Source organism: Devosia oryzisoli (genome assembly GCF_014837245.1).
GTDB lineage: Bacteria > Pseudomonadota > Alphaproteobacteria > Rhizobiales > Devosiaceae > Devosia > Devosia oryzisoli.
Genome location: NZ_JACYFU010000002.1, coordinates 637842 through 664802, shown reverse-complemented (window position 1 = coordinate 664802; position 26961 = coordinate 637842). Strand labels below are relative to the sequence as shown.

At 65.4% G+C, this 26961-nt stretch carries 22 protein-coding genes; 15 read left to right on the top strand and 7 right to left on the bottom strand.

Annotated elements, in window-relative coordinates:
- Positions 1 to 103 precede the first annotated feature (103 nt).
- Positions 104 to 1885, bottom strand: coding sequence for a DNA helicase RecQ (recQ, locus tag IC608_RS09870; protein WP_428055148.1), 1782 nt, complete (start codon positions 1883 to 1885; stop codon positions 104 to 106).
- Here recQ and IC608_RS18575 point away from each other — a divergent pair.
- Positions 1826 to 2032 carry a hypothetical protein gene (locus tag IC608_RS18575; RefSeq protein WP_428055162.1) on the top strand — a complete coding sequence of 69 codons (207 nt, stop codon included), beginning with the start codon at positions 1826 to 1828 and terminating at the stop codon, positions 2030 to 2032. The genes recQ and IC608_RS18575 overlap by 60 nt on opposite strands.
- A gap of 171 nt (positions 2033 to 2203) precedes the next feature.
- Here IC608_RS18575 and IC608_RS09865 read toward each other — a convergent pair whose 3' ends face one another.
- Positions 2204 to 2782 (bottom strand): DNA-3-methyladenine glycosylase, encoded by a 579-nt coding sequence (locus IC608_RS09865; protein WP_191774933.1) that lies wholly within the window; start codon positions 2780 to 2782, stop codon positions 2204 to 2206.
- Between the two features lie 135 nt (positions 2783 to 2917).
- Here IC608_RS09865 and IC608_RS09860 point away from each other — a divergent pair, with 135 nt between their 5' ends.
- The 3 genes from IC608_RS09860 to IC608_RS09850 all read left to right on the top strand — a co-directional run bounded on the left by IC608_RS09860 (position 2918) and on the right by IC608_RS09850 (position 4746).
- Positions 2918 to 3841, top strand: coding sequence for a VOC family protein (locus tag IC608_RS09860; RefSeq protein ID WP_191774931.1), 924 nt, complete (start codon positions 2918 to 2920; stop codon positions 3839 to 3841).
- 115 nt (positions 3842 to 3956) lie between these two features.
- Positions 3957 to 4502 carry a DUF924 family protein gene (locus IC608_RS09855; RefSeq protein ID WP_191774928.1) on the top strand — a complete coding sequence of 182 codons (546 nt, stop codon included), beginning with the start codon at positions 3957 to 3959 and terminating at the stop codon, positions 4500 to 4502.
- 70 nt (positions 4503 to 4572) lie between these two features.
- Entirely contained in the window at positions 4573 to 4746 is a 174-nt protein-coding gene (locus IC608_RS09850; protein ID WP_191774926.1) for a hypothetical protein, read from the top strand.
- Between the two features lie 32 nt (positions 4747 to 4778).
- Here IC608_RS09850 and IC608_RS09845 read toward each other — a convergent pair whose 3' ends face one another.
- Together IC608_RS09845 and IC608_RS09840 are read right to left on the bottom strand one after the other, a co-directional pair.
- A complete protein-coding gene (locus tag IC608_RS09845; protein ID WP_191774924.1) occupies positions 4779 to 6581 on the bottom strand; it encodes an ABC transporter ATP-binding protein in 1803 nt (600 codons plus the stop codon).
- 409 nt (positions 6582 to 6990) lie between these two features.
- Complete coding sequence (locus IC608_RS09840) at positions 6991 to 7194, bottom strand: hypothetical protein (protein WP_191774922.1); 204 nt, start codon at positions 7192 to 7194, stop codon at positions 6991 to 6993.
- A gap of 83 nt (positions 7195 to 7277) precedes the next feature.
- On the opposite strand from IC608_RS09840, the gene IC608_RS09835 reads away from it, so the two are divergent.
- Complete coding sequence (locus tag IC608_RS09835; RefSeq protein WP_191774920.1) at positions 7278 to 8525, top strand: aminopeptidase; 1248 nt, start codon at positions 7278 to 7280, stop codon at positions 8523 to 8525.
- Between the two features lie 147 nt (positions 8526 to 8672).
- Here the strand turns inward: IC608_RS09835 and ppk2 are convergent, their stop codons facing one another.
- On the bottom strand, positions 8673 to 9527 hold the full coding sequence (gene ppk2 / locus IC608_RS09830) for a polyphosphate kinase 2 (protein ID WP_191774919.1): 855 nt from the start codon (positions 9525 to 9527) through the stop codon (positions 8673 to 8675).
- A gap of 87 nt (positions 9528 to 9614) precedes the next feature.
- Between ppk2 and IC608_RS09825 the strand changes: the two genes are divergently transcribed.
- Positions 9615 to 10913, top strand: a complete 1299-nt coding sequence (locus IC608_RS09825) for a sensor histidine kinase (RefSeq protein ID WP_248306275.1) — start codon at positions 9615 to 9617, stop codon at positions 10911 to 10913.
- A gap of 79 nt (positions 10914 to 10992) precedes the next feature.
- Entirely contained in the window at positions 10993 to 11475 is a 483-nt protein-coding gene (locus IC608_RS09820) for an NUDIX hydrolase (protein WP_191774916.1), read from the top strand.
- Positions 11476 to 11618: 143 nt separating this feature from the next.
- Here the strand turns inward: IC608_RS09820 and IC608_RS09815 are convergent, their stop codons facing one another.
- Positions 11619 to 12164 carry a GcrA family cell cycle regulator gene (locus tag IC608_RS09815; protein WP_191774914.1) on the bottom strand — a complete coding sequence of 182 codons (546 nt, stop codon included), beginning with the start codon at positions 12162 to 12164 and terminating at the stop codon, positions 11619 to 11621.
- Positions 12165 to 12558: 394 nt separating this feature from the next.
- Between IC608_RS09815 and IC608_RS09810 the strand changes: the two genes are divergently transcribed.
- The 6 genes from IC608_RS09810 (at position 12559) to ligD (ending at position 21814) form a co-directional block, all read left to right on the top strand.
- Positions 12559 to 13758 (top strand): aspartate aminotransferase family protein, encoded by a 1200-nt coding sequence (locus tag IC608_RS09810; RefSeq protein WP_191774913.1) that lies wholly within the window; start codon positions 12559 to 12561, stop codon positions 13756 to 13758.
- 117 nt (positions 13759 to 13875) lie between these two features.
- A complete protein-coding gene (gene argF, locus IC608_RS09805; protein WP_191774912.1) occupies positions 13876 to 14808 on the top strand; it encodes an ornithine carbamoyltransferase in 933 nt (310 codons plus the stop codon).
- 142 nt (positions 14809 to 14950) lie between these two features.
- Positions 14951 to 15952 (top strand): Hsp33 family molecular chaperone, encoded by a 1002-nt coding sequence (locus IC608_RS09800; protein ID WP_191775439.1) that lies wholly within the window; start codon positions 14951 to 14953, stop codon positions 15950 to 15952.
- Positions 15953 to 16221: 269 nt separating this feature from the next.
- A complete protein-coding gene (locus IC608_RS09795) occupies positions 16222 to 18075 on the top strand; it encodes a glycosyltransferase (RefSeq protein ID WP_191774911.1) in 1854 nt (617 codons plus the stop codon).
- Positions 18076 to 18104: 29 nt separating this feature from the next.
- Complete coding sequence (locus IC608_RS09790) at positions 18105 to 19172, top strand: dienelactone hydrolase family protein (RefSeq protein ID WP_191774910.1); 1068 nt, start codon at positions 18105 to 18107, stop codon at positions 19170 to 19172.
- Positions 19173 to 19303: 131 nt separating this feature from the next.
- On the top strand, positions 19304 to 21814 hold the full coding sequence (gene ligD, locus IC608_RS09785; protein WP_191774909.1) for a DNA ligase D: 2511 nt from the start codon (positions 19304 to 19306) through the stop codon (positions 21812 to 21814).
- 5 nt (positions 21815 to 21819) lie between these two features.
- Here ligD and IC608_RS09780 read toward each other — a convergent pair whose 3' ends face one another.
- Entirely contained in the window at positions 21820 to 22296 is a 477-nt protein-coding gene (locus IC608_RS09780) for an Lrp/AsnC family transcriptional regulator (RefSeq protein WP_191774908.1), read from the bottom strand.
- 122 nt (positions 22297 to 22418) lie between these two features.
- Between IC608_RS09780 and putA the strand changes: the two genes are divergently transcribed.
- Both putA and IC608_RS09770 read left to right on the top strand, forming a co-directional pair.
- Positions 22419 to 25766, top strand: a complete 3348-nt coding sequence (putA, locus tag IC608_RS09775) for a bifunctional proline dehydrogenase/L-glutamate gamma-semialdehyde dehydrogenase PutA (protein ID WP_191774907.1) — start codon at positions 22419 to 22421, stop codon at positions 25764 to 25766.
- A gap of 80 nt (positions 25767 to 25846) precedes the next feature.
- Positions 25847 to 26860 carry an alcohol dehydrogenase catalytic domain-containing protein gene (locus IC608_RS09770; protein ID WP_191774905.1) on the top strand — a complete coding sequence of 338 codons (1014 nt, stop codon included), beginning with the start codon at positions 25847 to 25849 and terminating at the stop codon, positions 26858 to 26860.
- Positions 26861 to 26961: the final 101 nt, after the last annotated feature.

The following is a 26961-nucleotide window of genomic DNA, read 5'->3' as shown; positions in this document are numbered from 1 at the left end:
TGCGCGCCACCTTCTCCCCGAGGGGGAGAAGAATAGGCCGGTACGCGGCTCCACCACCGAGAAAGGTGGGAAGCGTGGAACAAGTAGCGGTCGAACTCACTGATCAGTCACCTGCATAGCCCGACACCACCGCCAGAAACGCCTCGCCGTAGCGGTCGAGCTTGCCCTGGCCGACGCCGGGGAGGTTCAGCATGTCGTGCGGATGCGTCGGCCGGGCGACGGCCATGGCGCGCAGCGTCGCGTCGTGGAAGATGACATAGGGCGGCACGCCCTGCGACTTGGCGATGCGCAGCCGTTCTTCGCGCAGGGCATCGAAGAGGCCTTGCGCGTGCGCCGGAACATCGACCGACCGCGCCAGCTGGCGCCGAACCTCGACCGACTTTTTCGGCCGGTCCTTGCGCAGGATGACGGTCTGTTCGCGCCGGAACACCGCGTGCGCCGCTTCCGAGAGCATCAGGGCGCCGTGATTGGCGTGGTCGACCAGCACGAGGCCCATCGCCGTCAGCTGGCGCAAGACCGATTGCCAGGCCTTGGCATCGAGCTCGCGTCCCTGCCCGAAGACCTTCTGGTGCTGGTGGCCGAAGCGCTGGACCTTTTCGGTTTCCTTGCCGAGCAGCACGTCGATCACATGCGCCGCGCCGAACCGTTGCCCGGTGCGGTAGATGCCGGCCATCGCCTTGATCGCCGCTTCCGTGCCGTCCCAGCTTTCCACGGGCGAGCGGCAGGTATCGCAATTGCCGCAAGGGCCGGGATAGGTCTCGCCGAAATGGGCAAGGATGGCCTGGCGGCGGCAGGAGGCGGTTTCGCAGACCCCAAGGAGAGCATTGAGCTTGCTGTGCTCGAGGCGCTTCACCTCGTCGGGGGCGTTGCCCTCGTCGATCATCCGGCGGCGCTGCACCACGTCGGCCATGCCATAGCTCATCCAGGCATCGGCCGGCTGCCCGTCGCGGCCTGCGCGCCCGGTTTCCTGATAATAGGCCTCGATGGACGAGGGCAGGTCCATATGCGCCACATAGCGCACGTCCGGCTTGTCGATGCCCATGCCGAAGGCAACGGTGGCGACAAGGCAGAGGCCTTCGTCCTTGAGGAACGCGTCCTGGTTGGCACTGCGGAGCTGGGGGCTCATCCCGGCGTGGTAGGGCAGGGCCCTGATGCCTTTGCCCGAGAGCCAGTCGGCCACGTCCTCGACCTTGGCGCGGGAGAGGCAATAGACGATGCCGCTTTCGTTCTTGTGGCTGGCGAGGAATTGCAGCAATTGCTCGCGCGGCTTGTCCCGCTCGACGATCGAATAGGAGATGTTGGGCCGGTCGAAACTGGTGGTGAAGACCCGCGCCTGTTCGAGCCCCAGCCGCTCGATGATATCGGCCCGCGTGGTGGGATCGGCCGTGGCGGTCAGCGCAATGCGCGGCACGCCGGGAAAAAGTTCGACCAGATGAATGAGTTCCCGATATTCCGGGCGAAAATCGTGCCCCCACTGGCTCACGCAGTGCGCCTCGTCGATGGCGAAGAGCGCAATGTCGACGCCCGAGAGCATGTTGGCAAAGCCCGAGGTCGCGACGCGCTCAGGCGCCACGTAGAGGAGGTCGAGTTCGCCCCGCCGCAACTGTCGGCGCACCTCGGCGGCCTCTTCGGCACTGAGCGAGGAATTGAGCGCTGCCGCGGCGACACCGGCTTGCCTTAGCGCCTCGACCTGGTCGCGCATCAAGGCGATCAGCGGCGAGATGACGATGCCGACGCCGTGCCTGCAGATGGCGGGGATCTGGTAGCACATCGACTTGCCGGCGCCGGTGGGGAACAGCACCACGGCATCGCCTCCGGCCACCACGTGATCAACCACTTCGCCCTGCTGGCCGCGAAAGGATTTGTGGCCAAAAATCTCGCGCAAGGCATCGAGCGGGCCGAGGCGCTCGGCTCGATGGGGCGAAAACAGATCAAAGGACTCAAGCGCTTCCACGGCACCCTTGAATCACGCGGGCGCAGGGGTGGCAACCAGGAGCCGCGCAGTTTGCACCGGCCGGGGCGCTCACTTTAACTTGGGAATAGGCGAAGGGCACGGCACGGGTGGGACAGAGGCTCGGCTGCCAATTCGTTGGCCGGAGCGGGAAACCGGAAAAACCATCTCCGTTCCTCGATACCACCGGGTCCGGTTGACGCGCACCGGCCTTCGCCTTGACAACGGAGCATATGCCGATGGGTTGCCACCTCACGGCGCCGCAGGGGAACCGAGGGGCCGGCTGAGGTAGCGCGATCCTGCCTCCACGAACCGCCAGGGAGTCTCGACGCCCTTGGAAATCCCGATCCTTGTGCCCGTCCTGACCTCCGCCGGGGTGGGCGGGGCGAGGAGGCGAAAGGGCGGCTGGTCGAGCGCCAGGCCATCGTGTCCCAGGTTAATCCCGAGCGCCTGCGCCAGCTTGCCCGGCCCCGAGCAGAGCTGCCGCTCCCCGACGGCGCCGCGCCTTTGGTGCATGGCCGCGAGGTTCTCGGTGGGCTGCAGCGCCCGGATCAGCACGGCGCTGCCGGGGCGGCACACGAAATTGAGGCAGAAGTGGATGCCGTAAATCTTGTAGACATAGGCGTGCCCCGGTTCGCCAAACATCACCCGGTTGCGCAGCGTCGGTCCGCGGAAGCTGTGCGAGGCGGGGTCCTGTTCGTCATAGGCTTCGACCTCGACGATACGGCCACCTGCTCCGGCAAACAGCAGGGTCGTGCCGATCAGGGCTGGGGCAACCTCGGTCACGGGTCGGTCGAAAAAGGCGGAGGGAATCACGTCGGGTCTGGTCATGGATGAAGGCTAGCGCAAAGCTGCTGGCCCCACATCGATTGGACGCGAACAGCGAACGAACTCTTCGGGGCAGTTCCCTTTTTACACCGGCCTGATGGGGCTACATCAGGGGCACGCTTGAAAATGGAGGTCGACATGATCGACGCATCTGTCCAGACCAATGTCAAATCTGAGCCCATCCTGCCGCTGACGACGCGCCTCGGGCCCGTGCATCTTGCCGTCACCGACCGCACGCGGGCGCTCGCCATCTGGCAGGACGTGGTGGGGCTCGATCTTCTGTCGGAAGAGGGCAACCAGCTGACGCTGGGCGCCGGCAAGACGCCGCTCATCGTCCTTGAAACTGGGGCAATCCGGCCCGTGGTGCCGCGCTCGATCGGGCTCTACCACGTCGCCATCCACGTGCCTCGCCGGGCCGACCTGGCGCAACTGGCGGTGCGGGCGCTGCAGCGCAAGGTGCGCATCGCGCCGACCGACCACCTCGTTTCCGAAGCCATCTATCTCTGGGATCTGGATGGCAATGGCATCGAGATCACCTTCGAGACCCCCTGGCGCGGCACGCTGGGCGACCCTGACAAGGGCCAGAGCTATGCCGTGACGACGGAGGGCAAGCCGCACTCCGGCCGGGACCCCATCGACCTGGAGGGCCTCCTGGGCGAGCTTGGGCCGGACCCGGTAATCGAGGCACGCATGCCGGAGGGAACGCGCATCGGGCATGTGCATGTCCATGTGGGCGATCTCGGCCGGGCCATGGAGTTTTACCGCGACGTGCTCGGCTTTGCCGGGTTCCTGCTCATCCACTCCTTTGGGATGGGCGATGTGGGGCTCGACTACATGCCTCATACCCTGGCCTTCAACATCTGGTCGGGACCCGATGCGAAGCTCCCGCCCGCAGGGTCGGCCGGCCTGCGCTGGTTCACCATCGTACTGCCCGAGGAGGCGAGCCTCGAGGCGCTGCTCGGGCGGTTGCGGCAGGCGGGTGCGCCCGTCGAAGCCCTGCAGGATGGTTTCGAAACGCAGGATCCGTTCGGCAATCGCATCCGGCTGCAGGTGGGGCGCTAGCGCGGATCGCCGCCCCTGGGCTTGACCCGGGGGCTTTGCCCTTGAATGGTGCCGCGACAAGTTCAGTGCCCTCGGGTCGAGCCCGAGGTGACGCTTCTGTGAATTGGAGACATGCATGCAGGGACCACAGGCCATCATCCAGTTCTGGTTCGTGGATCACGGCAAGCAGGACTGGTTTGGCGGCAAGCCGGAGTTCGATGCCGAACTGGCCGAGGCGTTCGGCAACCTTCATCCGCAGATCGCGGCGGGCGAGGCGTGGTCCTGGCGGGTGACGCCGGAGGGGCGGCTGGCCGAGATCGTCGCGCTCGACCAGTTTTCGCGCCAGCTCCACCGCGGCCGGGCCGAGGCCTTTGCGCAGGACAGGATGGCGCTGGCGCTGGCGCAGGAAGCGATATCACAAGGCGCAGACGATGCCGTGGATCGCGCATGGGCCGCGTTCTTCTACCTGCCCTTCATGCATTCGGAATCACTGGTCATCCAGGAGGAAGGGGTGCGGCTCTATACCCAGCACGGGGATCCGGACAACCTCGATTTCATGCTCAAGCACCGCGACACCATCGCGCGGTTCGGCCGCTTCCCGTTTCGCAACGCGGCGCTGGGGCGGCAGAGCACGGCGGAAGAACTGGCCTATATGCGCGAGCAGGGCGACCGCTCGTTTTGATCGGCGGGCGGTAGCTGCACCGCAACCTTCGCCCGGCGGCCCCCGTTCACCGAGGTGGAGGAGCATCGCCATGGATTTATCGCCCTATATCTGGCTGATCGCCGTGACGGTCGGCGTGGTCATCCTCGGCGCCGTCATGAGCTACGGCCTGTTGCGCAATCGCCGTCGCACCCTCGCCGAGAAGGTGCTGACAGAGGTGGAGACCAAGCGCGAGTACGCGCGGGAAGACGCCGACCATCGATAAGCAAAGGGCGCCCAGCGGGCGCCCTTTTCGTATCAGGCCACGAGGCCCTTGGTCAGTTCCAGCGCCTGCCGCTCGAACAGGCGCCGGTAGATGCCGCCCTTGAGCCGGATCAGCGCGTCGTGGTCGCCCTCCTCGACGATACGGCCCTTGTCGAACACCAGCAGCCGATCGAGAGCCCGGACCGTCGAGAGACGGTGCGCGATCACCAGCGTCGTGCGCCCGACCATCAAGCGCTCCATCGCCTGCTGGATCATGACCTCGCTCTCGCTGTCGAGGCTGGACGTGGCCTCGTCGAGGATCAGGATCGGCGCGTCGGCGAGGAAGGCCCGGGCGATGGCAACGCGCTGGCGCTCGCCGCCCGACAGCTTGACGCCACGCTCGCCCACCATCGTCTCGTAGCCCTTGGGCAGGGACACGATGAAGTCGTGGGCGTTGGCTTGGCGCGCCGCTTCCACGATCTCCGCACGGCTGGCAGATGGCCGGCCATAGGCGATGTTCTCGGCCAGCGTGCGGTGGAACAGGATGGGCTCCTGCTGCACGATGGCGATCTGACCGCGCAGCGAGGCCTGCTGCACATCGGCGATGTTCTGCCCATCGATCAGGATGGCGCCGTCGTTGACGTCATAGAGGCGCTGGATCAGCTTGACGAACGTCGTCTTGCCCGAGCCCGAATGCCCCACGAGCCCCACCCGTTCGCCGGGCCGGATGGTCACGGAGAAATCCCGGTACAGCGGCGTCGGATGCGCGCCATACTGGAAGGTGACGCGATCGAACACGATCCCGCCATCACCGATGCTGATCGGCCCGGCGTTCCTGCGATCTTCGATCCCCAGCTTCTGGGCATAGAGATTGACCAGTTCCTCCATGTCGTTGACCGAGCGCTGCAGGTTGCGGATGTGCTGGCCCACGTCGCGCAGGTGTCCCGAGAGCAGGAAGAACATGGTCAGCACGAAGGCGATGTCGCCCGGCGTCGCCTGGCCCTGCGACCACAGCCAGATGGCAAGACCGAGAATGGCGGTCTGCATGATGACCATCATCAGGCCCTGCATGCCGCCATTGAGCGTGCCGCGCTTCCAGGTGCGGCGGGTTCGGCTGTCCCACTTGCCCACCACGCCCTTGAGGCGGTCTTCCTCGCGCGTTTCGGCGCCAAAGGCCTTGACCACCGAATTGCAGCTCACCGCATCGGCCAGTGCGCCACCCATGCGGGTATCCCAGGCATTGGCCAGCGTCGCCGCCGGGGCCACGAAGCCGGTAGACAGCGCAACGGTCACGGCGATGTAGACGATCGATCCCACACCCACCAGCAGCCCCATGGCCGGCCAGAACGAACCGAGGATGATCGTGGCTCCGATCAGCATGATGGTCGAGGGCAAGAGGGCGACCAGCAGGGTGTCGTTCAAAAGGTCCAGGGCCCACATGCCGCGCGTGATCTTGCGCACGGTCGAGCCGGCAAAGCTGTTGGCGTGCCAGTCGGTCGAAAAACGCTGCACCCTGTGGAAGGCGCTGGAGGCGATCTCGCCCATCATGCGCAGCGTGAGGGCGATGATGTTGAAGAACACGAACTGCCTCAGCACCACCGACGACAGGTAGAGCACCGACATGATGGCAAAGGCGGTGAGCGCCGCAGCGATAGCCTCGTTCTGGCTGCCGCCGCTGGCCACGGCGTCGACCAGCCGGCCGGCGAAAAGCGGGCTCAACGCTTCGGCCATGGTGGCCAGCAGCACCAGAATGGCGATGGTGGTGACGCGCCAGGGCTGGCGGCGCCAGTGACGGAAAGCAAAGCCCAGCACGTTGCGAAAGGCATCGGCGCGGAAATCGAGTTTCTTGCGACTCATTGGTGTTGCCGGTGCCGTTGTCCGGCCACCGGTTCCTCGAGAAGGATCATGAAAGACGCAATGCGACCGGGCGATGAACGGCTCAAGGGCCGGTCGACTGCGATGAAGAGGGAATAAGACCGCTGAGGGTCAGGTGCGGCCTGCGCCCGAAGGCGACCGCACGGGCCGAGGCGTCAACCTCGGCGCGGATCAGCGGGAGACGCGAAAATCAATGCTGGCATGCAACGCCTCCCCGTGTCCTGAAATAAAAGCGGCGAACGGTTTGTAGCCAAACCGTTCGCCGTTGCCAATGGTGGATGTGGCGCAATGCCGCAAGTGATGCGGATGTGCCACAGTCGCCCCGCAGCACCGCCATTGGCCGCGCGCGGACACGCCGGATCGGCGTCTCCTCTCTTCCGCGCGAACCTTGTTAGTTCGGCTTGAGCGCACCCGGTGCCACGAGCCCACGCGTGCGCAGCTGCGCAATCGCCAGCGCCAGGCTGAAGAGGCCGAACATGCCGACAGAGACGGCGATAACGATAATGGTGGTGGTTTCCATGTGAGCCCCCGAGATCTGGTGCTCCTCATGTGACGCAACTGTCCGGCTTCGCTCCTTGATCCAGGTCAAGTTCATTTGCGATTCTTGCCGGGTGGCGCATCCCCGCGCGCGGGGATAGGCTCCGCCCAATCGATTCAAGAGCAAGAAGGCAACGCCCCGTGAGCAATTCTCCCATCGATCCTGCAAAACTCGACAAGCTCGGCGAAGTCGCCATCAAGGTTGGCCTGCAGCTGGCCGAGGGCCAGGACCTGATCATCACCGCGCCAATGACGGCGGCGCCGCTGGTGCGGCGGATCACCGAGCACGCCTACAAGGCCGGCGCCGGCCTCGTCACCACCATCTATTCGGACGAGGAAGCGACCCTGGCGCGCTACCGCTACGGCAATGACAAGAGCTTTGATCGGGCCGCCGGCTGGCTCTATTCGGGCATGGCCGAAGCCTACAAGAACAACGCGGCGCGCCTCGCCATCTCGGGCGACAACCCGATGATGCTGGCCAACGAAGACCCCGAAAAGGTGTCGCGCGCCAACCGCGCCAATTCGGCGGCCTACCGGCCCGCGCTCGAGATGATCACCGGCTTCGCCATCAACTGGAACATCGTCTCCTACCCCACGCCGAACTGGGCCAAGCTCGTGTTCCCCAACGACCCGGAAGACATTGCGGTGGGCAAGCTGGCCGACGCCATCTTCAAGGCCTCGCGCGTCGATCAGGATGACCCCATCGCGGCCTGGAAGGCGCACAACGCCAACCTCAAGGCGCGCTGGACCTGGCTCAACGGCAAGAAATTCTCCGCCCTCAAATATACCGGCCCCGGCACCGATCTCACGGTCGGGCTTGCCGACGGGCACCGCTGGAAGGGCGGCGCTTCGGAGGCCAAGAACGGCATCACCTGCAATCCCAATATCCCCACCGAAGAAGTGTTCACCACGCCCCACCGCCTGCGTGTGGAGGGCACGGTGGCGGCGACAAAACCGCTCTCGCACAATGGCACGCTGATCGAGAACATCCAGGCGCGCTTCCAAGAGGGGCGTCTGGTGGAGCTCAAGGCGACCAAGGGCGAGAACGTGTTCAACAAGGTGCTCGACACCGACGAGGGCGCGCGGCGCCTGGGCGAAGTGGCGCTAGTGCCGCACTCCTCGCCGATTTCGGCCTCCGGCATCCTCTTCTACAACACGCTCTACGACGAGAACGCCTCGTGCCACATTGCCATGGGCCAGTGCTACGGGGACTGTTTCGAGGGCGGCAAGGAATTGACGCCGGACCAGATTCACGCCCAGGGCGGCAACAAGAGCCTCATCCACATCGACTGGATGATCGGCTCGGACAAGGTCGACATCGACGGCGTCCATGCCGATGGCAGCACCGAACCGGTGATGCGCAAGGGCGAGTGGGCCTTCAGCGTCTGATCGTAAGGGCCGCAGGTGGCCCGCTATTGTCTCGTATTGCCGGGCTTGTCCCGGCATTGCATTTTACAAGCGCTTGGACCACCGGGATAAACCCGGTGGTGACGACGAACGAGAGATGGCCGGACGGCCGCCTCTGGCCAACGGATTTTACTCGCCCTTGATCCTGAGGAAATCGTGGGCGCTCAGCACGATGTTCCGGTCGATTTCGCCAATTTCGTCCTTGTCCTTGCCCTCATAGTCCGCCCCCAGCAGCATCACGCGGATGGCGTTGAGCCGTAACCGACGCTTGTCGTTGCCGCGGACGACGGTCCAGGGCGCCTGCCGGCTGTCGGTCCGTTCCAGCATCCTGTCGCGCGCTTGCGAATAATCGTTCCACTTGTCGAGGGCCTCGAGATCGACGGGAGACAGCTTCCAGGTCTTGAGCGGATCGTGGCGCCGGTCGTGGAAGCGCTTGAGCTGCATTTCCCGCCCGATCGAGAGCCAGAACTTGACGATGCGAATGCCGTCCTTGACCAGCCGGGCCTCGACGTCGGGCACCTCGTCGAGGAAATGTTCGGTCTGCTCGGGGGTACAGAACCCCATCACCGGCTCCACGCCCGCCCGATTGTACCAGGAGCGGTCGAACAGCACCATTTCGCCTGCCGCCGGGAGCCAGTCGATATAGCGCTGGAAATACCACTGCGTGCGTTCCCGATCGTTCGGCTTGGGCAGCGCGGCGATGAAATTGTAGCGGGGGTTGAGGTTTTCCAGGAACCGCTTGATGGTGCCGCCCTTGCCGGCCGCATCGCGTCCTTCGAAGATGAGGACGGTGCGTGTGCCGGCCTCGGCCATGTGCGCCTGATGCTTCACCAACTGCTTTTGCAGCTTGTACATCTGCGTGTCATACTCGTCGCGATCGAGCTTTTCGTCATAGGGGTAGTCGCCCGACTGCAGCGCCGCCTTCTTGATGCTCTTGGGCAGGTCCGGATCGTTGATGTCGAAGCCTTTTATGGGGTCGCTCACGCTGTCTCTCCGTTGTCACAGTGAACGTGCTATGAAGCCGCTCCTTGCGCAAGTGCGGGCAAGGATCAATTGAGCCGGCGGCCCGGAATGGATGACAGCAGCGCGCGACGCGCCTTCGGCCTGCCCAGCCTGATCGGCTTGCGCCTCGGCGCGCAGGCGGCGATCCTTGCGGCGCTGGCGGGGCTGATCCTCGCCTTCGTGCTGCTGGGGAACCTGCGGGTCGATCTCGCCGTGATCGGTTACCTCGTCATGGTTCTGTTCGTCGCCTTCATGCCGCTTCCCATCGCCACCCTTCGTGCCATGGACGGGCCGGAGCTGCTTGCGCCGGCAACCCCGGGCGGCACCGGCGAGCCGCTTTCGGCCCTGGTGGAAGCCCTGGGAGACCCGGCGCTGGTGCTGGATCGCCGAGGCACGGTGTTACATCGCAACAGCGCCGCAGCCCGGCAGTACCCTAGCCTGATGCCGGGGCGGGTGGCGACACTGGCCCTCCGCAATCCCGATTTCATCGCCGCGGTAGACGCCGTGATGCGGCTGGGCGAACCGCGCAGCTTCGAATGGCACGAAATCATCCCGAGCGAGACCTGGGACCGGGTGGTGATCGCCCCTCTGCGCCACGGCGACGTCGATTGGCTGCAGGACGACAACCGGCAGGCGCTGGTGACGGTCCAGAGCCTCACCGAACTCAAGCGCGTCGATGCGCTGCGCAGCGACTTCATCGCCAATGCCAGCCACGAATTGCGCACGCCCCTGGCCTCCTTGCTGGGGTTCATCGATACCCTTTTGGGCCCCGCCGCACGCGACGCCGCGGCCCGAGAGAAGTTTTTGGGCATCATGCGCGGCCAGGCCGAGCGCATGAGCCGGCTGATCGATGATATGCTGAGCCTGTCGCGGATCGAGATGCACCAGCATGTGCGCCCCACCGGGTCGGTCGACCTGCCCGGCCTTCTGCGCGAGGTGCGCGAAGGCCTGCAGGCGCAGGCCAACGCTGCCGGCCTCAAGGTCGTGCTCGACCTGCCCGGCGAGCCGGTCACCGTCACTGGCGACCGCAGCCAGCTTTACGGGGTGTTCGAGAACCTCATCGAAAACGCCATCAAATATGGAAGCGGCGGCCAGACGGTGGAGGTGTCGCTGGTGCCGGTGGATCGGCCCGGCTTCAAGCACCTGGTAAGTGTGGTCGACCACGGCGCCGGTGTGGATGCCGAGCACGTGCCGCGCATGACGGAGCGGTTTTATCGCATCGATGCCGAAGCGAGCCGCAAAAAGAAGGGGACGGGGCTGGGTCTGGCCATCGTCAAGCACACGGTGCAGCGGCATCGGGGGCAATTGTCCATCCGCTCGCGGGTCAACCCCGGCGAAGGGCTGCGCGTCGAGGTTCTGCTGCCTTAGGGTGGGCGCTGTGGCGAGACGGCTGGGCACGTGTGCAAGCCGCTTTTATAAGCCCTGCAAATCAGCTAATGTCCGACAAATGAACACGCGTGCAAGGTTTGTCGAACAGTTTGCAGCGCTCCCTTGGCGGATGGTCGATAGCCACCCCGAGGTGCTTCTGGTCACCTCGCGCATCAGCCGCAAATGGCTGCTGCCCAAGGGGTGGCTCATCAACAGTCTTGGGCCCGCCGGCACGGCGGAGCGCGAAGCCTATGAAGAGGCGGGGATATTGGGTGAAGTCTCTGCCCAGCCCATCGGCTCGTTCCGCTACTTCAAGGTCAGCGGGCGCAACGAAAAACGTCCGGCGCAGGCCATGGTGTTCGGCCTCCGGGTCACCGAAATGCTGAACCAGTGGCCTGAAGCGCATCAGCGGCATCGCGCCTGGTTCTCACCCTCCGACGCGGCGGAAGCGGTCAGCGAACCGACCCTTGCGGCTTTTCTGAGGACCCTGCCCGAGGCGGTGTTCTGCGACACAAGCCGCACCATGCCGGCGCATGTCGCTCAATGGGCTGCCGCCGAATAGATCCGGCGCGTGGCGCGAGCCAGCATGGCGAAGCGCATTCAGTTGACTGAAAAAAAGAAGCTCTCCGTCGGGAGAGCGTGGATTGGGGTGCCGGCCGCCCCCTGCGGAATGAGGGGGCGAGGCTATGCACTGGCCGGTTGCGATCAGCGCTTCTTGCGATCGAGCTGGTGGTAGGCCTTGCGCGAATGGAACTCGCAATAGGGGCCGCTTTCCAAGCTGTGCTGGCCGCAGAAGTAGAAATCCTTGGTCAGCGGGTCGCCAATCGGCCACTTGCAGGTCTGCTCGCTCAACTGCAGCAGGCTCAGGCGCTTGTGCTCGGGAATGAACAATTCCTGGCTGGCGGGGGCGACGTAGAGCTCGGTCTCCATCTCCGGCGCCATGGCAAGAGCCGTTGCGCCCATTACCTGTGGCCGCGGCGTCGTCATGCGCGGCTTGCCGGCATGGCTTGCGCTGCTCATGGTCGCCGCAGGGCTGGCGACGCGGCGGGGCGCCGGCCGGGCTGCCGCCGGCCGCGAGCGGGGCGCCGTGTTGGTAGGCTTGGCCCGGGCTGAAAGCTTGAGCCGGTGCACCTTGCCGATCACCGCGTTGCGCGTCACTCCCTCGCCGAGCTCGCCGGCGATCTGGCTGGCGCTGAGGCCCTCCATCCAGAGCTTTTTTAAAAGTTCGACGCGCTCGTCAGTCCAGCCCATCGATTGCGCTCCTGAAACCATCGTCAAAACAGAATCCTTCATTGCGCTGCCAAAACAGTCTGGCAGCCTTTCGGCTCTACAGCTCGTATGCTGAGCGGGTCCGCCGCACGAGATATCGTGTCCCCAACGAGGATGAGACTACGACATGGCTGGAATCGGGATCAAGAGTCGGGGGCGGATTTCCCCGTTTATTCAGTGGTTAAAAATGTCCTAACAATCATTGAGTCAAATCAGGCACTTGGCGCGACCTCGTTGACTTGGCAGGGCGAATTCGCCTATTTCTCGGCACCCAAACGCGCTGCCGAACCGGCGCGTTTTTGGTTTCTGTGGCTTTCTTGCCACGCCCTGCCTACCCGATTTCATCTTGTTCACTTTCGATAGAGGAACGCCCAAAATGTCTGCGCTCTTTGGCACCTATGCCCGGTCCGATCTCGCCTTCGAGCGGGGCGAGGGCATGCGCCTTTATGACCAGCAGGGCCGATCCTATCTCGATTTCCACTCCGGCATCGCCGTCAATGCACTGGGCCATGGTGATCCGCACCTGGTGACGGCGCTGAAGTCGGCGGCCGAAAAGGTCTGGCACACCTCCAATGTCTTCGCCATTCCCGAGCAGGAACGGCTGGGCCAGCGGCTGGTCGACGGGACTTTCGCCGACAAGGTGTTCTTCACCAATTCGGGCGCCGAGGCACTCGAATGCGCCATCAAGACGGCTCGCCACTACTTCTTCGACAAGGGCGAGCCGGACCGCTACGAGATCATCGCCTTTACCGGCTCGTTCCATGGTCGCACCATGGGTACGATCGCGGCGGGCGGCAATCCGGCCTATCTCGAAGGCTTCGGCCCGCCCATGCCGGGCTTCAAGCACACGCGGCCGGGCGATCTCGACGCGGTGCGGGCGCTGATTGGCCCGCAGAGCTGCGCCATTCTCATCGAGCCGGTGCAGGGCGAGGGCGGCGTCACGGCGATGGCGCCGGAATTCCTGCAGGGCCTGCGCCAGATCTGCGACGAAAACGACATGCTGCTCATCTTCGACGAAGTGCAGTGCGGCTTCGGCCGGACCGGGCGCTTCTTCGCCCATGAATGGGCCGGTGTGACGCCCGATATCGTGGCCGTGGCCAAGGCCATCGGGGGCGGCTTCCCACTCGGCGCCTGCCTGGCCACGGAAAAGGTCGCAGCCTCGATGGTGCCTGGCACGCATGGCTCGACCTATGGCGGCAATCCGCTGGCCTGTGCCGTCGGCAACGCCGTGCTCGACCGCATCCTAGCGCCGGGCTTTCTCGACCATGTCAACCAGATGGGTCAGCGGCTGAGCTGGCATCTGCAGCAACTGGCGCAGAAATACCCCGACTACGTGCTGGAATTGCGGGGCAAGGGGCTGCTTGCCGGCATCAAGATCAGCCCTCCGGTGCGCGACTTCGTGGCCCGCCTGCGCGACGACCACCAGTTCCTCGCCATCGGCGCCGGAGACAATGTCCTGCGTCTCCTGCCGCCCCTGATCCTGACCGAAGACGATATCGCCGAGGCCATGGGCAAGATCGGCGCCGCGTTCGATGCCATCGAGGCCGAAACTGCGGCCGGTCCTGCGGCGGATTGAGCCGATGGACCTGATCTTCTACCATTTCGGACGTCGCCGAGGCAGCTGACGGGCTGCCTCGCGGCCGCCATGGCGGCCTATCCGAACTTTTCCAAGCGTCACAAAGGACCCCGGCCCATGTCAACGACCGGCACCCCCAGACATTTCCTGTCCATCGACGATTTCACCCTGCCCGAACTGCGCGGCATGTTGAACCAGGCTGTTTCGCTCAAGGAGCGGCTCAAGCAGGGCGACCGCCCCCAGCTCCTCAAGGACAAGGTGCTGGCCATGATCTTCGAGCGCCAGTCGACGCGCACCCGCGTCAGCTTCGACGTCGGCATGCGCCAGCTTGGCGGGCAGACGCTGATGCTGTCGGGCCAGGAAATGCAATTGAGCCGCGAGGAGACGCTGGCCGATACGGCGCGCGTCATGAGCCGCTATGTGGATGCGATCATGATCCGCATCCTTTCCCACGCCGATCTGCTCGAATTGGCCGAAGCGGCTAGCGTACCGGTGATCAATGGGCTGACGCGGCGCGCCCATCCGTGCCAGATCATGGCCGACCTCATGACCTTCGAAGAGCATCGCGGCGATATCAGCGGCGCCAAGGTGGCCTGGGTGGGCGACAGCAACAACGTGCTCCACTCCTGGGTGAACGCGGCCGAGCTCTTTGGCTGCCAGCTGACCATTGCCGTCCCGGATGAGTACAGCCCCGAGAAAGACCTGATGCTGGACATCCAGCGGGCCGGCAGCGCCGTGCGGTTGATCGAGGATCCGCGCGAAGCCGTCGAAGGCGCGGACCTCGTGATCACCGACACCTGGGTCTCGATGGGTGACGTGGATGCCGCCGAACGGCGCCGGGTCTTGAAACCCTACCAGGTCAACACCAATTTGATGGCCTTGGCGAACAAGGACGCCCTGTTCATGCACTGCCTGCCGGCCCACAGGGGCGACGAGGTGACCGACGAGGTGATCGACGGTCCCCAGTCGGTGGTGTTCGACGAGGCCGAAAATCGCCTTCATGCCCAGAAAGCCGTGTTGTGCTGGGCCTTCGGGGTCGACGCGAACTGATCCCACCCGATCCGGTTTCACAGCTGGCGGCGCTGCCTCTCGACGGGGTGGCGCCGCTGGTTTGATCGGCCTCAGGGTGGCGTGCGCGCGCTGCGAGGCGTAGCCTGAGGAAAAGAGTAGCCCCATGACCGCGGAAGCGACGATGACTGAAAACCTCCTGTCCACCATGGGCCTCGACCGCCCCGAGACCGGCGATGATGCCGTGGTGCCCTTCACCCTCGACAAACTCGACACGCGTGGCCGGGTGGTGCGCCTTGGCGCATCGCTCGACACCATCCTGAGCCGGCACGATTATCCCACGCCCGTGGCGCGGCTGCTCGGCGAAGCCGTGGTGCTGGCGGCCATGATCGGCTCGTCACTCAAGTTCGAGGGACGCTTTATCCTGCAGACCCAGACCGACGGGCCGGTGAACCTCATCGTCGTGGACTTTGACGCCCCCGATGGCATGCGCGGCTATGCGCGGTTCGACCGCGATGCCGTCGTCAAGGCCGCCGAGGAAGGCCGCATCAGCCCGGCCGAACTCCTGGGCAAGGGCCATCTGGCGATGACCATCGACCAGGGCGCGCACATGGAGCGCTACCAGGGCATCGTCGCCCTCGAGGGCAACACGCTAGAGGAAGTGGCGCACACCTATTTCATGCAGTCCGAGCAGATTCCGACCCAGGTGCGGATCGCCGTGGCGCAGATGACGACCAGGGGTGACCACCGGCCGCGCTGGCGCGCTGGCGGCATGCTGATCCAGCACCTGCCAGAGAACGGCATCTCGGTCATGCCCGACCTGCCCGGCGATGGCGACTTCGACAACCCGGACATGGTTGATCCCGACTATGTGGAGGCCGACGGGTGGAGCGAAGCGCGTGCGCTCCTGGGCACGGTGGACGACCTGGAACTGGCCGATCCGGATATTTCGCCCGAGCGGCTGATGTTCCGCCTGTTCCACGAAACCGGCGTCCGGGTGTTCCCCCCGCAGCCGCTCGAGGAACGCTGCACCTGTTCGGTCGACCGCATCGAGGACATGCTGGCCAATTCGTTCTCCGACGAAGAGCGCGAAGACATGGCCGTGGACGGGGAGATCGAAGTCGTCTGCGAGTTCTGTTCGACCGCCTATAGGTTCAACCCGCACCAGTTCCAGGTGAAGAACTAAACAATTGTCGCGCGGGAAGAAGTTCGGCTTCTTTCCGCGCCAGACACTTGCTATCCAGCCTATATTAGTAGAAATACTTATCCATGCGGCGAGCTGGGGGGCTTGCACTCGTGCGTATGGATCAGTGGCTATCAGTCTGCGCCAACCGGACGCGTCGAGGACGCGGGTTAGGAGAAGGTTGTATCGGCGGGCCGCTTTGCCTGTCGTCCTTCACTGCATCCAGCCTGTTCATCTGACGGCGCGCGCGCGTGTCGAGGGCCCTGAGCTTGATGTGCGCGATCCTCGGGCCCGGGGTCGACCCTGAAACGGCGCAATACTATCTCGATGAGGCCCTCTTGGCCGAGGTGGATCCGTTCCGCTGGTGCGCCGGGCACCTTGCCATCAGCGACGCCGAGGTGATGCACCGGGCGGCGATCTGGGCCGGGCTGGCCTTCTATGACGCAGTACCCCAATTCGCGCATCCGCCGGTCAACGCCGCGCAGATCAATATGCTTGCGGGGGCGCGTCTGGTGCGGGCCACGCTGGCCTCGAGGGAAATCGGTTTTGCAGCGCCGGATTTCTTTGCGCTGCTGCGGCTCGAGGCGCTGCGGCGCGCCCGGCCTCAAATTCGTGATCTCGTCTGTCTTGTGCCCGAGCGGGCTTTGCGCGCCTTTCTGGCGCAATCGGCATCGGCAGCGCTGATGGATCAGGCGCGACAGCACCTGACGCTGAAGTGGCCCTTTGCTGCCGCGCAACTCGATCTGCCGGGCTGGATGCGCTGGAGCTTCGTTTTCGCGATCTGCGTCTTCACGCTGGCTTTGCTCGCCGCGCCCCTGATCGGCCAATGGTGGCTGATGCCGTTCTGGACGGTGCTGATCAGCCTGCCGACGCTCCTGCGGCTCGGCGCCCTGTTCGAGCCCGGCCGGCCGCCGGCGATCCCGGCCACCTTCGAAGAGGCCGCAGAATTTCCCTTCTACAGTGTGATCGTGCCGCTGCGGGACGAGGCGGGCATGGTCGATCAGCTGAGCGCTGCCCTTTCCCGCCTCGACTACCCGCCAGAGCGCCTCGACATTCTCTTTGTCGTCGAGCAGCGCTCTCCGGAGACGATCGAGGCGGTGCGCCGGCATCTGCATGACAGCCGCTTCATGCTGGTCGAAGTGCCCGACGCCGCGCCGCGCACCAAGCCCAAGGCGCTGAACTATGCCCTGCCGCTCTGCCGCGGCGAGTTCGTCGTGGTGTTCGACGCCGAGGATCGTCCCGAGCCCGACCAGTTGCGACGCATCGCCGGGCAGTTTCGGGTGCAGCCCGACGTCGAGTGCATCCAGGCGCGGCTCAATGTCGACAATGGGCACCATGCCTTCCTGCAGAGCCAGTTCGCAGGAGAATATGCGGGGCTCTTCTCGGTGCTGCTGCCGGCGCTGGCGCGATGGAACATCGTCATGCCGCTTGGCGGCACCTCCAACCACTTCCGCGTCGCGACGCTGCGCGCCCTGGGCGGCTGGGACGCGTTCAATGTCACCGAAGACGCCGACCTTGGCGTGCGGCTGGCGCGGCGGCGGTTGCGCACCGCCACCAGCTCCAGCGCCACTCTGGAAAGCGCCCCGGACAGCTTCAAAGCCTGGCTGGGGCAGCGGACCCGGTGGATGAAGGGCTGGATGCAGACCTTCCTGGTGCACAACCGGCGGCCGGCCATGACCTTCGCCGATCTCGGCCTGGCCGGTTTTGCTCTTTTGCAGGTGCTGCTCATGGGGATGATCGTCTCCCCGCTGCTCCACTCGGCTTTTGTGATGATGGTTCTTGTGGCGGCCCTGACCGGCCGGTGGTCGCTGGTCATTCCCGATCAGGGCGGCGCCATCTACGTCGCGGTTCTGGCGCTGGGGCAGGGCGTGGTGATGCTCACCAATATCGTTGGCCTCGCCCGCATCAACGGCAAGACGCCGTGGTGGACGCAGTTGGCGCTGCCCGTCTACTGGATGCTGATCGGGGTGGCGACGCTGCGGGCCGTGTTCGACCTGGCGCACCGGCCGTTCCACTGGTTCAAGACCCCCCACCACGTCGTCGCGACCAACACCGACACTCGGCGCTGGCAGGCCCTTCGGCGGTGGAGGATGCGCCGCCTTGGCAGATCAGGCTCCCTGAATTAAGGGGGAGGGCTGCGCCACCGGAGACAGCCGTGCCCCGCATCGATGCCGACAACATGCCCGATTTTCTGCGCGCCTATGGAGAGCGGACGCCCTATGCGCTGGGCTGGACGCCTGAGGCCGATTTCGCAACGTGGCAGGTGGCCGGTCTTGAGGCGGTGCGCGAGGCGGTCAATGGCGACCTGATGGCGGTGCCGCAGGTTCGGCTCGTCTCCGAACGCGCCCTCGGCGAGGCGCGCGTGCAGCATCTGGAAATGACGTTTCCGACCGGTGCGGTAACGGACGCCGTGTTCGCCGTCCCGCAAGGGAAGGGGCCTTTCCCGGCCATCGTGCTGTTGCACGACCATGGCGGCGCTTTCGAGATCGGTTGGGAGAAGCTGATCCCGACCGAAGACGCGGAGAAGCGCGCGATCGGCGACGCCTGGGTGGAGCGGTACTATGACGGGCGCTATCTCGGAGAGGTTCTCTTGGCGCAGGGATATGCCGTGATCGCCTGGGATGCCCTGGGCTGGGGGAGCCGCAAGGGCAATGGCCTGGAATCGCAGCAGGCACTGGCCAGCAACCTCATGCAATATGGCCTCAGCTTGGCCGGGTTGATGGCGCAGGAGGACGTGCAGGCCGCTAACTGGCTGTCCCGGCAAGCCCAGATCGACCCGCAGGCGATCGGCAGTTGGGGGTTTTCCATGGGCGGCTATCGCGCCTGGCAGCTTTCTGCGCTGAGCCCGGTCATCGGCGCCGGCGTGAGTTCGTGCTGGATGGCCGCGATGAAGCCCCTGATGGCGCCCGGCAACAACCAGCTCGGCGGGCAATCGGCGTTCAACATGCTGCATCCGGCCCTGGGCGGACGGCTCGACTACCCCGATTTTGCCGGGCTGGCTGCCCCCAAGCCGATGCTGTTCGAGGCGGGTCGGACCGACCACCTCTTTTCCGAGCCGTCGATCCGCGAGGCGTTCGACAAGCTCGAGGCGGTCTGGCAGGCGTCGGGAGCTCCCGAGGCCCTCCGGACGCGCATCTGGGACCGCGGCCATATTCTCCTGAGAGACCAGCAGGAGATGGCGCTGGAATTCTTCCAAGATGTGCTGGGAGCGCCAATTCCCTAGGCCGGGAACCGGCACACAGGCGCCACGTTGGACTCTTTCGTAATTGCGTATGAGGGGTTTGCGATGCCCGCTGTCCGACCGATGACGCTGTACCACCACCACCACCAGATCGCTGCAGAGGGCTGCTGAAAATGGCCAGCCCCAAGGAACTGCTCAAGGAATACCGCAGCAAGCGCGATTTCGCGCGCACGCAGGAGCCATCCGGCGAGGCGGCGGGCAAGGAGGCGGGGGCGGGGGCGCAGCGTGGCACCTTCGTCGTGCAAAAGCATGATGCGACGCGGCTCCACTACGATTTCCGCATCGAGCTGGACGGTGTGCTCAAAAGCTGGGCGGTGACCAAGGGGCCATCGAACAACCCGGCGGACAAGCGGCTCGCCGTGCACGTCGAGGACCACCCGCTCGACTATGGCGGGTTCGAGGGCACGATTCCCGAAGGCGAATATGGCGGTGGCACCGTCATGCTGTGGGACCGGGGCACCTGGGAGCCGATCGGGGACCCGCATGAGGGGCTGGAAAAGGGCGACCTCAAGATGCGCATCTTCGGCGAGCGCATGAAGGGCGAGTGGGTGCTGGTGCACATGAAGGGCCGCGACACCAAGCGCCGGAATGGCCCGGACCGCGAGAACTGGCTGCTGATCAAGCACAAGGACAGCTATGCGCGCGACAAGGACACGCTGACCACGCGCTTTACCCGGTCGGTCGCCACGGCGCGCGACTTCGCGGCCATCGCCAAGGGTGCGGAACCGGCAAAGGCGAGCAAGGTGCCGGCCAAGGCCGTGTGGCACTCGGACGGCGCCGAGACGCCCGCGTTCCGCTCGCCGCAACTGGCGACGCTGACGGACACGGTTCCCTCCGGCAGCGACTGGCTGTTCGAGATGAAGTATGACGGCTACCGGTGCCTCGCCGCGATCGCCGGCGACAGCGTACGGCTCTATACGCGTAGCGGCCTCGACTGGACCGACAAGTTCGATGCGCTGGTGGAGCCCCTGCGCAAGCTCAAGATTTCCTCGGCGCTGATCGACGGCGAGATTTGCGCCTTCGACGGCAAGGGGCGGACCGATTTCACCACTCTCAAGAACGTCCTCTCCAACGGCGGGCGCCTCGAATATTTCGCCTTCGACCTGCTGGAGGCCGACGGCGAGGACCTGACCGGCAAGCCGCTGGTCGAGCGCAAGGAACGGCTCGAAAAGCTCTTGGGAAAGAGCGCGCGCAATTCGGCTGTGCAGTTCTCCTCGCATGTGCGCGGGCACGGGCAGAAGGTGCTCGATGCGCTCTGTCGCGAGGGGCACGAGGGGGTCATCGCCAAGCGCGGCAGTGCTCCCTATCGCAGCGAGCGCAACCGCGACTGGTACAAGATCAAGTGCCTCAAGCGGCAGGAGTTCGTCATCGGCGGCTGGTCGCCCTCGGAAAAGCGCAATGGCTTCGCCTCGCTGCTCTTGGGGACGTGGGAGAACGGCAAGCTGCTCTACCGGGGGCGGGTCGGCACCGGCTTCACCCAGGACCTGCTGGCCGAACTCGATGCCAAGCTGAAAAAGCTGGAGACCAAGGAACGCCCCTTTGACGCCGTGCCGCGCGCGCGGGCGCGGGGCGTCCATTGGGTCAAGCCGGAGCTGGTCGCCGAGATTGCCTATACCGAACTCACCGCCGACGATATCCTGCGGCACCCTTCATTTTTGGGCCTGCGCGGCGACAAGCCGGCCGAGGAGGTCAAAATGGAAAAGGCGCAGCCGCTCGAGGACGATGGAGCGGCCGTGGCCGAAAGGCTCGGCGTGCGGCTGACCTCGCCCGATCGGGTCGTCTACCCAAGGCAGGGCATCACCAAATCCAATCTTGTCGCCTACTACGAGGCCGTCGCCGAGGTGATGCTGCCCCATATCTCGGACCGTCCGCTGAGCCTTGTGCGTTGCCCGCAGGGCCGCGCCAAGGCCTGCTTCTTCCAGAAGCACGACACCGGCGGGTTTCCGGAGCAGCTCAAATCGGTGCCGGTCACCGAAAAGGACGGCGAGACGCAGGAGTATTTCTACATCGATGACCTTGCCGGGCTCGTGGCCGGGACGCAAATGAACGTGCTCGAATGGCACATGTGGGGCTCGCGCCGCGCCAATGTCGAAAAGCCGGACCGGCTGGTGTTCGACCTCGACCCCGACGAGGGGCTGGACTTCAAGGCCGTCGTAAGCGCCGCAGAGGATATGCGCGACCGCCTCAAGGACATCGGGCTCGAGACGTTTCCCCTGGTTTCGGGCGGCAAGGGCATTCATGTCATCGTGCCGCTGAGGCCGCTTGCCGAATGGCCGGCGGTCAAGGCGTTCTGCAAAGGTATGGCGCAACTGCTGGCGACCGAGGAGCCTGACCGCTTCACCGCCAACCTCTCCAAGGCGCGCCGCAAGGGGCGGCTCTTTATCGACTACCTGCGCAACGAGCGAGGCTCGACGGCGATATCGCCCTGGTCCGTGCGCTCGCGCGAGGGGGCACCCGTCGCGGTGCCGGTGACCTGGGACGAAGTGAAGTCGCTCAAAAGCGCCAATGGTTTCTCGTTGGACGCGGCCGCGGCGCGTGTCGGTGACGACGCCTGGAGCGGTTATTTCGAGGTCAGGCAAAGCCTCACCAAGGCCATTCTGGGCAAGGTGCCGGGCGGCGACTGAGCTCGCTAGGCGCGTTCGGCCGCGTCGTCCTTGACCGCCTCCATCGAGACGTGTGTCGAGGTGTGCGCGACATAGGGCAGGGCAGAGATCTTTTCGCCCAGCACCTCGCGATAGGCCGCGATGTCGCGCGTGCGGACCTTGAGCAGGTAATCAAAGCTCGAGGCGATCATGTGCGCCTGTTCAACTTCCGGCATCTGCCGGACCGCCGCGTTGAACGCCGCCAGAGCTGCCTTGCGGGTATCGGTGAGGCGCACTTCGACGAAGGCGACGTGCGGCAGTCCGAGGCGATCGGGATTGAGGACGGCACGGTAGCCGAGAATGACGCCCTGTTTTTCAAGGTTCCTGATGCGCGCCTGGCAGGGGGTCTTGGACAGGTGGACCCGGCGGCTGAGTTCAGCAACGCTGATGCGGCCGTTTTTTGACAGCTCCTCCAGGATGCGACGGTCGATCTGGTCCAGTTCACTCTCAGGGGGCGGCTTCATAGGCGAAAATCCTGCTGATTTGGCCGCGAACATACCATAGACCCGTCAGAAGCCACCAGAATGGTCGGAAGGGCTATCGGGACTGGAGTAGATTTGGAGCACCTGTTGTCCCCGGAGCTGCCATGGACCAAGCTGCCGCCCGCAATGCCCTGCGTGCCTCACTTTATGCACCCGAAGCCGAGTTGGTCAGGGCGCTGATCACCAAGACAGCACTCGAGGGTGCTGATCGAAGCCGGATTTCCGAAGCGGCAGCGGAACTGGTCAAACAGGTGCGGGCCGCCGGCGAACTGGGGCTGATGGAGAGCTTTCTCTCCGAATATGGCCTCGAGACCGAGGAGGGCGTCGCGCTGATGTCCCTGGCCGAGGCGCTGTTGCGGGTGCCGGACAGCGAAACCGTGGACGCCCTGATCCACGACAAGGTCGGCGGCGCCGACTGGGCGAAACACTTCGGCAAGTCCGACAACCGGCTCGTCAATTTCTCGTCCTGGGCGCTCGACCTGACCGCGGACGTGCTCGGCGATCCCGAGGTCGGGCCGCGCAGTGCGTTGCATCGCGCGGTGGCGCGGCTGGGCGAACCGGTGATCCGCACGGCGGTGGCGCAGGCCATGCGGCTGCTGGGCGGCCAGTTCGTGTTCGGCCGCACCATCGACGAGGCGATCACCAACGCCCGCAAGCCTCAGGCCCAGGGCTATCGCTTCTCCTACGACATGCTGGGCGAAGCGGCGCGCACGGCGGAAGACGCCCGGGGCTATTTCGAGGCCTACCGCCGCGCCATTCTGACCCTGGCGCCGCACTGCACGGGCGACAGCGTACGCGACAATCCCGGCATCTCCGTAAAGCTCAGCGCGCTCCATCCGCGCTACGAAGTGGCGCAGCGCGAGCGCGTGATGGCGGAACTGGTGCCGGCCACGAGGGCGCTGGCGATCGAGGCCGCGCGGGCCAATATGGGGTTCAACATCGATGCCGAGGAAGCCGACCGGCTCGATCTCTCGCTCGATGTGATCGAGGCCGTGCTGGAGACGCCGGAACTGGCCGGATGGGACGGCTTCGGCGTCGTGGTGCAGGCCTATGGCAAGCGGGTGCTGCCCCTGATCGACTGGCTCGATACGACGGCGCAAAAACTCGACCGGCGGATCATGGTGCGTCTCGTCAAGGGCGCGTATTGGGACGCCGAGATTAAGCGCGCGCAGGTCATGGGGCTGCCGGGCTTTCCGGTGTTCACCCGCAAGGCGGCCACGGATGTGAGCTACATCGCGGCGGCGCGGCGGCTGTTCCAGAGCGAGCGCATCTACCCGCAGTTTGCCACGCACAATGCGCACACGGCGGTCGCGGTGCTGCATCTGGCCGCAAAGGCCGGACGGGGCACCGATCGGTTCGAATTCCAGCGTCTGCACGGCATGGGCGAACAGCTGCACGATGTGCTGCGCCAGCGGTTCGGCACGACGACGCGCATCTATGCCCCGGTGGGGGCGCACCGGGACCTTCTGGCGTATCTGGTGCGGCGGCTGCTGGAAAATGGCGCGAACGGTTCGTTCGTCTACCAAATCGCCGACGAAGACATTCCGCCCGAAAAGGTGGCCGAGGACCCTGTCGGGCGGTTGCTTGCGCTCGATGGCACGCTTGCCAATCCGGCCATCCCTCAGCCCGCCGACATTTTTGCGCCCCGCCGCAACTCGGCCGGGCTCGACCTGACCGATCCGCTGGCGCTGGCGACCCTAGAAACGGAGCGCGGCAGGTTTCACCAGCACCGCTGGGCATTTGGTTCAGCCGATGCGCCAGTGGTGGAGGTGCGCAATCCGGCAAAACGGGACGATGTCGTAGGGACCATCGCGCTTGCCACGGCCGGCGACGTCACGGCCGCGATCGGCCGGGCGGAAGCCTCGTCGTGGTCATCGGTCGACGTGCGGCAGCGGGCAGAGCGGCTGCTGGCGGCAGCTGACCTCTACGAGAGCCATTTCCCCGAACTCCTCGCGCTCCTTGCCCGGGAAGCGGGCAAGACGCTGCCCGATGCAGTGGCCGAAATCCGCGAAGCGGTGGATTTCCTGCGCTACTATGCCCACGATAGCGCGGCGGCCACCGAGGCACCGCGCGGACCCTTCGCCTGTATCTCCCCGTGGAATTTCCCGCTGGCAATTTTCACGGGGCAGATCGCTGCGGCGCTGGTGGCAGGCAATCCCGTGCTCGCCAAGCCCGCGCCGCAGACGCCGCTGGTTGCTGCCCGCGCCGTGGCACTGATGCATGAGGCGGGCATTCCGGAGGATGCCGTGCAACTCCTGCCCGGCGGTCCCGATGTCGGGCAGGCGCTGGTCAGCGACGCGCGTATTGCCGGCGTGGCCTTTACGGGATCTTTGCCTACGGCCCATCGGATCGATCGCACCATGGCCGAGCATCTTGACCCCAAGGCGCCGCTGATCGCCGAGACCGGTGGGCTCAACGCCATGATCGTCGATTCCACCGCGCTGCCTGAACAGGCGGTGCGCGATATCGTGGCGTCGGCCTTCCAGTCAGCCGGGCAGCGCTGTTCGGCGCTGCGCATCCTTTATGTGCAGGAGGATGCGGCCGACCGGCTGATCAGCATGCTCAAGGGCGCAATGGACGAGCTGCGCCTCGGTGACCCTTGGGCGCTCTCGACCGATGTGGGGCCGATCATCGACGAAGCGGCCCGTGACAAGATCGAGTCCTATGTGGCGGCACGGCAGGGGCGCGTGCTGCATCGGCTGGTGTCGCCGGCGTCGGGTATTTTCGTGCCGCCCACCGTGCTGCGCGTCAGAGGCGTCGAAGACATTCCCGAAGAAATCTTCGGACCCGTCCTGCATGTCGCGACCTATCGCGCCGAGGATCTGGACAAGGTCGTCGCAGCGATCAATGCGTCCGGTTACGGCCTGACGTTTGGCCTGCACACGCGCATTTCCTCTCGCGTGAAACACCTGTCTTCGGCGGTTCATGCAGGCAATATCTATGTCAACCGCAACCAAATCGGCGCCGTGGTGGGGTCGCAGCCGTTTGGCGGCGAAGGCCTTTCGGGCACTGGCCCCAAGGCCGGCGGGCCGCACTACGTGGCGCGGTTCACGCAAGCCGCAACCGCTTCGGTGCTGGAAAGCACGGTGCTGCCCGGGCCGACCGGAGAGAGCAACACGCTGCGCACCCTGCCGCGTGGCCTGGTGCTGTGTCTGGGGCCGGAGCAGGCCGATATCGACTACCAGAGGGAGATGGTCGAGGCAGCCGGCTGCACGCCGCTCATTGGGGATATGGGGGCAATTGAGCAGCCTGAAATCGCTGGCGTCGCCTGTTTCGGCGAGGGAGAAGCGTTGCGAGCCGTGCGGCGCCGGCTGGCTGCACGCGAGGGAGCGATCCTGCCGCTGCTCACGAGCTTCCGCGATGGGGGCCGCCTGGTGCAGGAGCGGCATGTGTGCATCGACACCACGGCGGCAGGCGGCAATGCCAGCCTCCTGACCGCCGCCGGAGACTGACGTTTTCATAGTCTGACGGCCTTTGCGGCGCCGTGCCCGCGCGCTATGCCATGGGCACGGCGAGGACGAGGAGAGGCACCGTGAAGGCATTGGCGATCTTGGAACCGGGCAAGGCGGCACTGGTGGACATTGCCGCGCCTGATCCCAGCCCGGGCGAGGTTGCCATCGACCTCGCCTATGTCGGCTTCTGCGGTTCCGATCTCACCTCCTATCGCGGGCTCAATCCGCTGGTGAGCTATCCGCGCGTGCCCGGGCACGAAATTTCGGGCACGGTGAGCGCCGTGGGTACGGGGGTCGACGACGTCGCGGTGGGGCAGGCGGTGACGGTGCTCCCCTATTTCAATTGCGGGCAGTGCCGGCCCTGCCGCACCGGCCGGCCCAATGCCTGCGTCAACAACCAGACCATGGGCGTGCAGCGCGAAGGCGCCATGGCCGGACGGGTGGTGGTGCCGCGCGGCAAGGTGATACCGGTCGATGGGCTGGCCCTGCGCGACCTGGCGCTGATCGAGCCCTGCGCCGTTGGCTTTCACGCGGTCAACCGCGCCCAGGTGGAAGAGGGCGAGACCGTGCTGGTGCTCGGCTGCGGCATGATCGGGCTCGGCGTCATCATCGGCGGCTTGCGGCGGGGCGCCCGGGTGATTGCCGTGGACCTCAGCGCGCAAAAGCTCGAAACGGCGAAGGCGCTCGGGGCGCAACACGCCATCCTGGCGGGCGGCGACATTGCTCAAGCGGTCGCCGCGATTGCTCCGGAAGGGCCTGAAGTGGTGATCGAGGCGGTCGGCGCCGAGGCGACCTTTCGGCAGGCGGTGGAGGTGGTGGGAAGCTGTGGGCGCGTGGTCTATATCGGCTATGCCAAGGCGCCGATCGCCTATGACACCAAGCACTTCATCACCAAGGAGATCGACATTCGCGGCTCGCGCAATGCGCTGCCGCAGGATTTCGCCGATGTTGTCGGCTATCTGCGCGATCACCCTCAGGCTGGGGACCGCATCGTCTCTCGCGTCGTCGCCCTTGATGCCGCTGCCACGGCCCTTGCCGAGTGGGACGCCGCACCGGCCGATTTCACCAAGATCCTGGTGAAGTTCGGCGGGTGACTTTCGAGGCCGCCGGGATCAGGGCGTGTGCGGGTAGATTCGCCAGCGCCTGGGACGGCCAAGTCCAATTGCTCCGCAGCCGGGTGGTCATCACGCCCGCG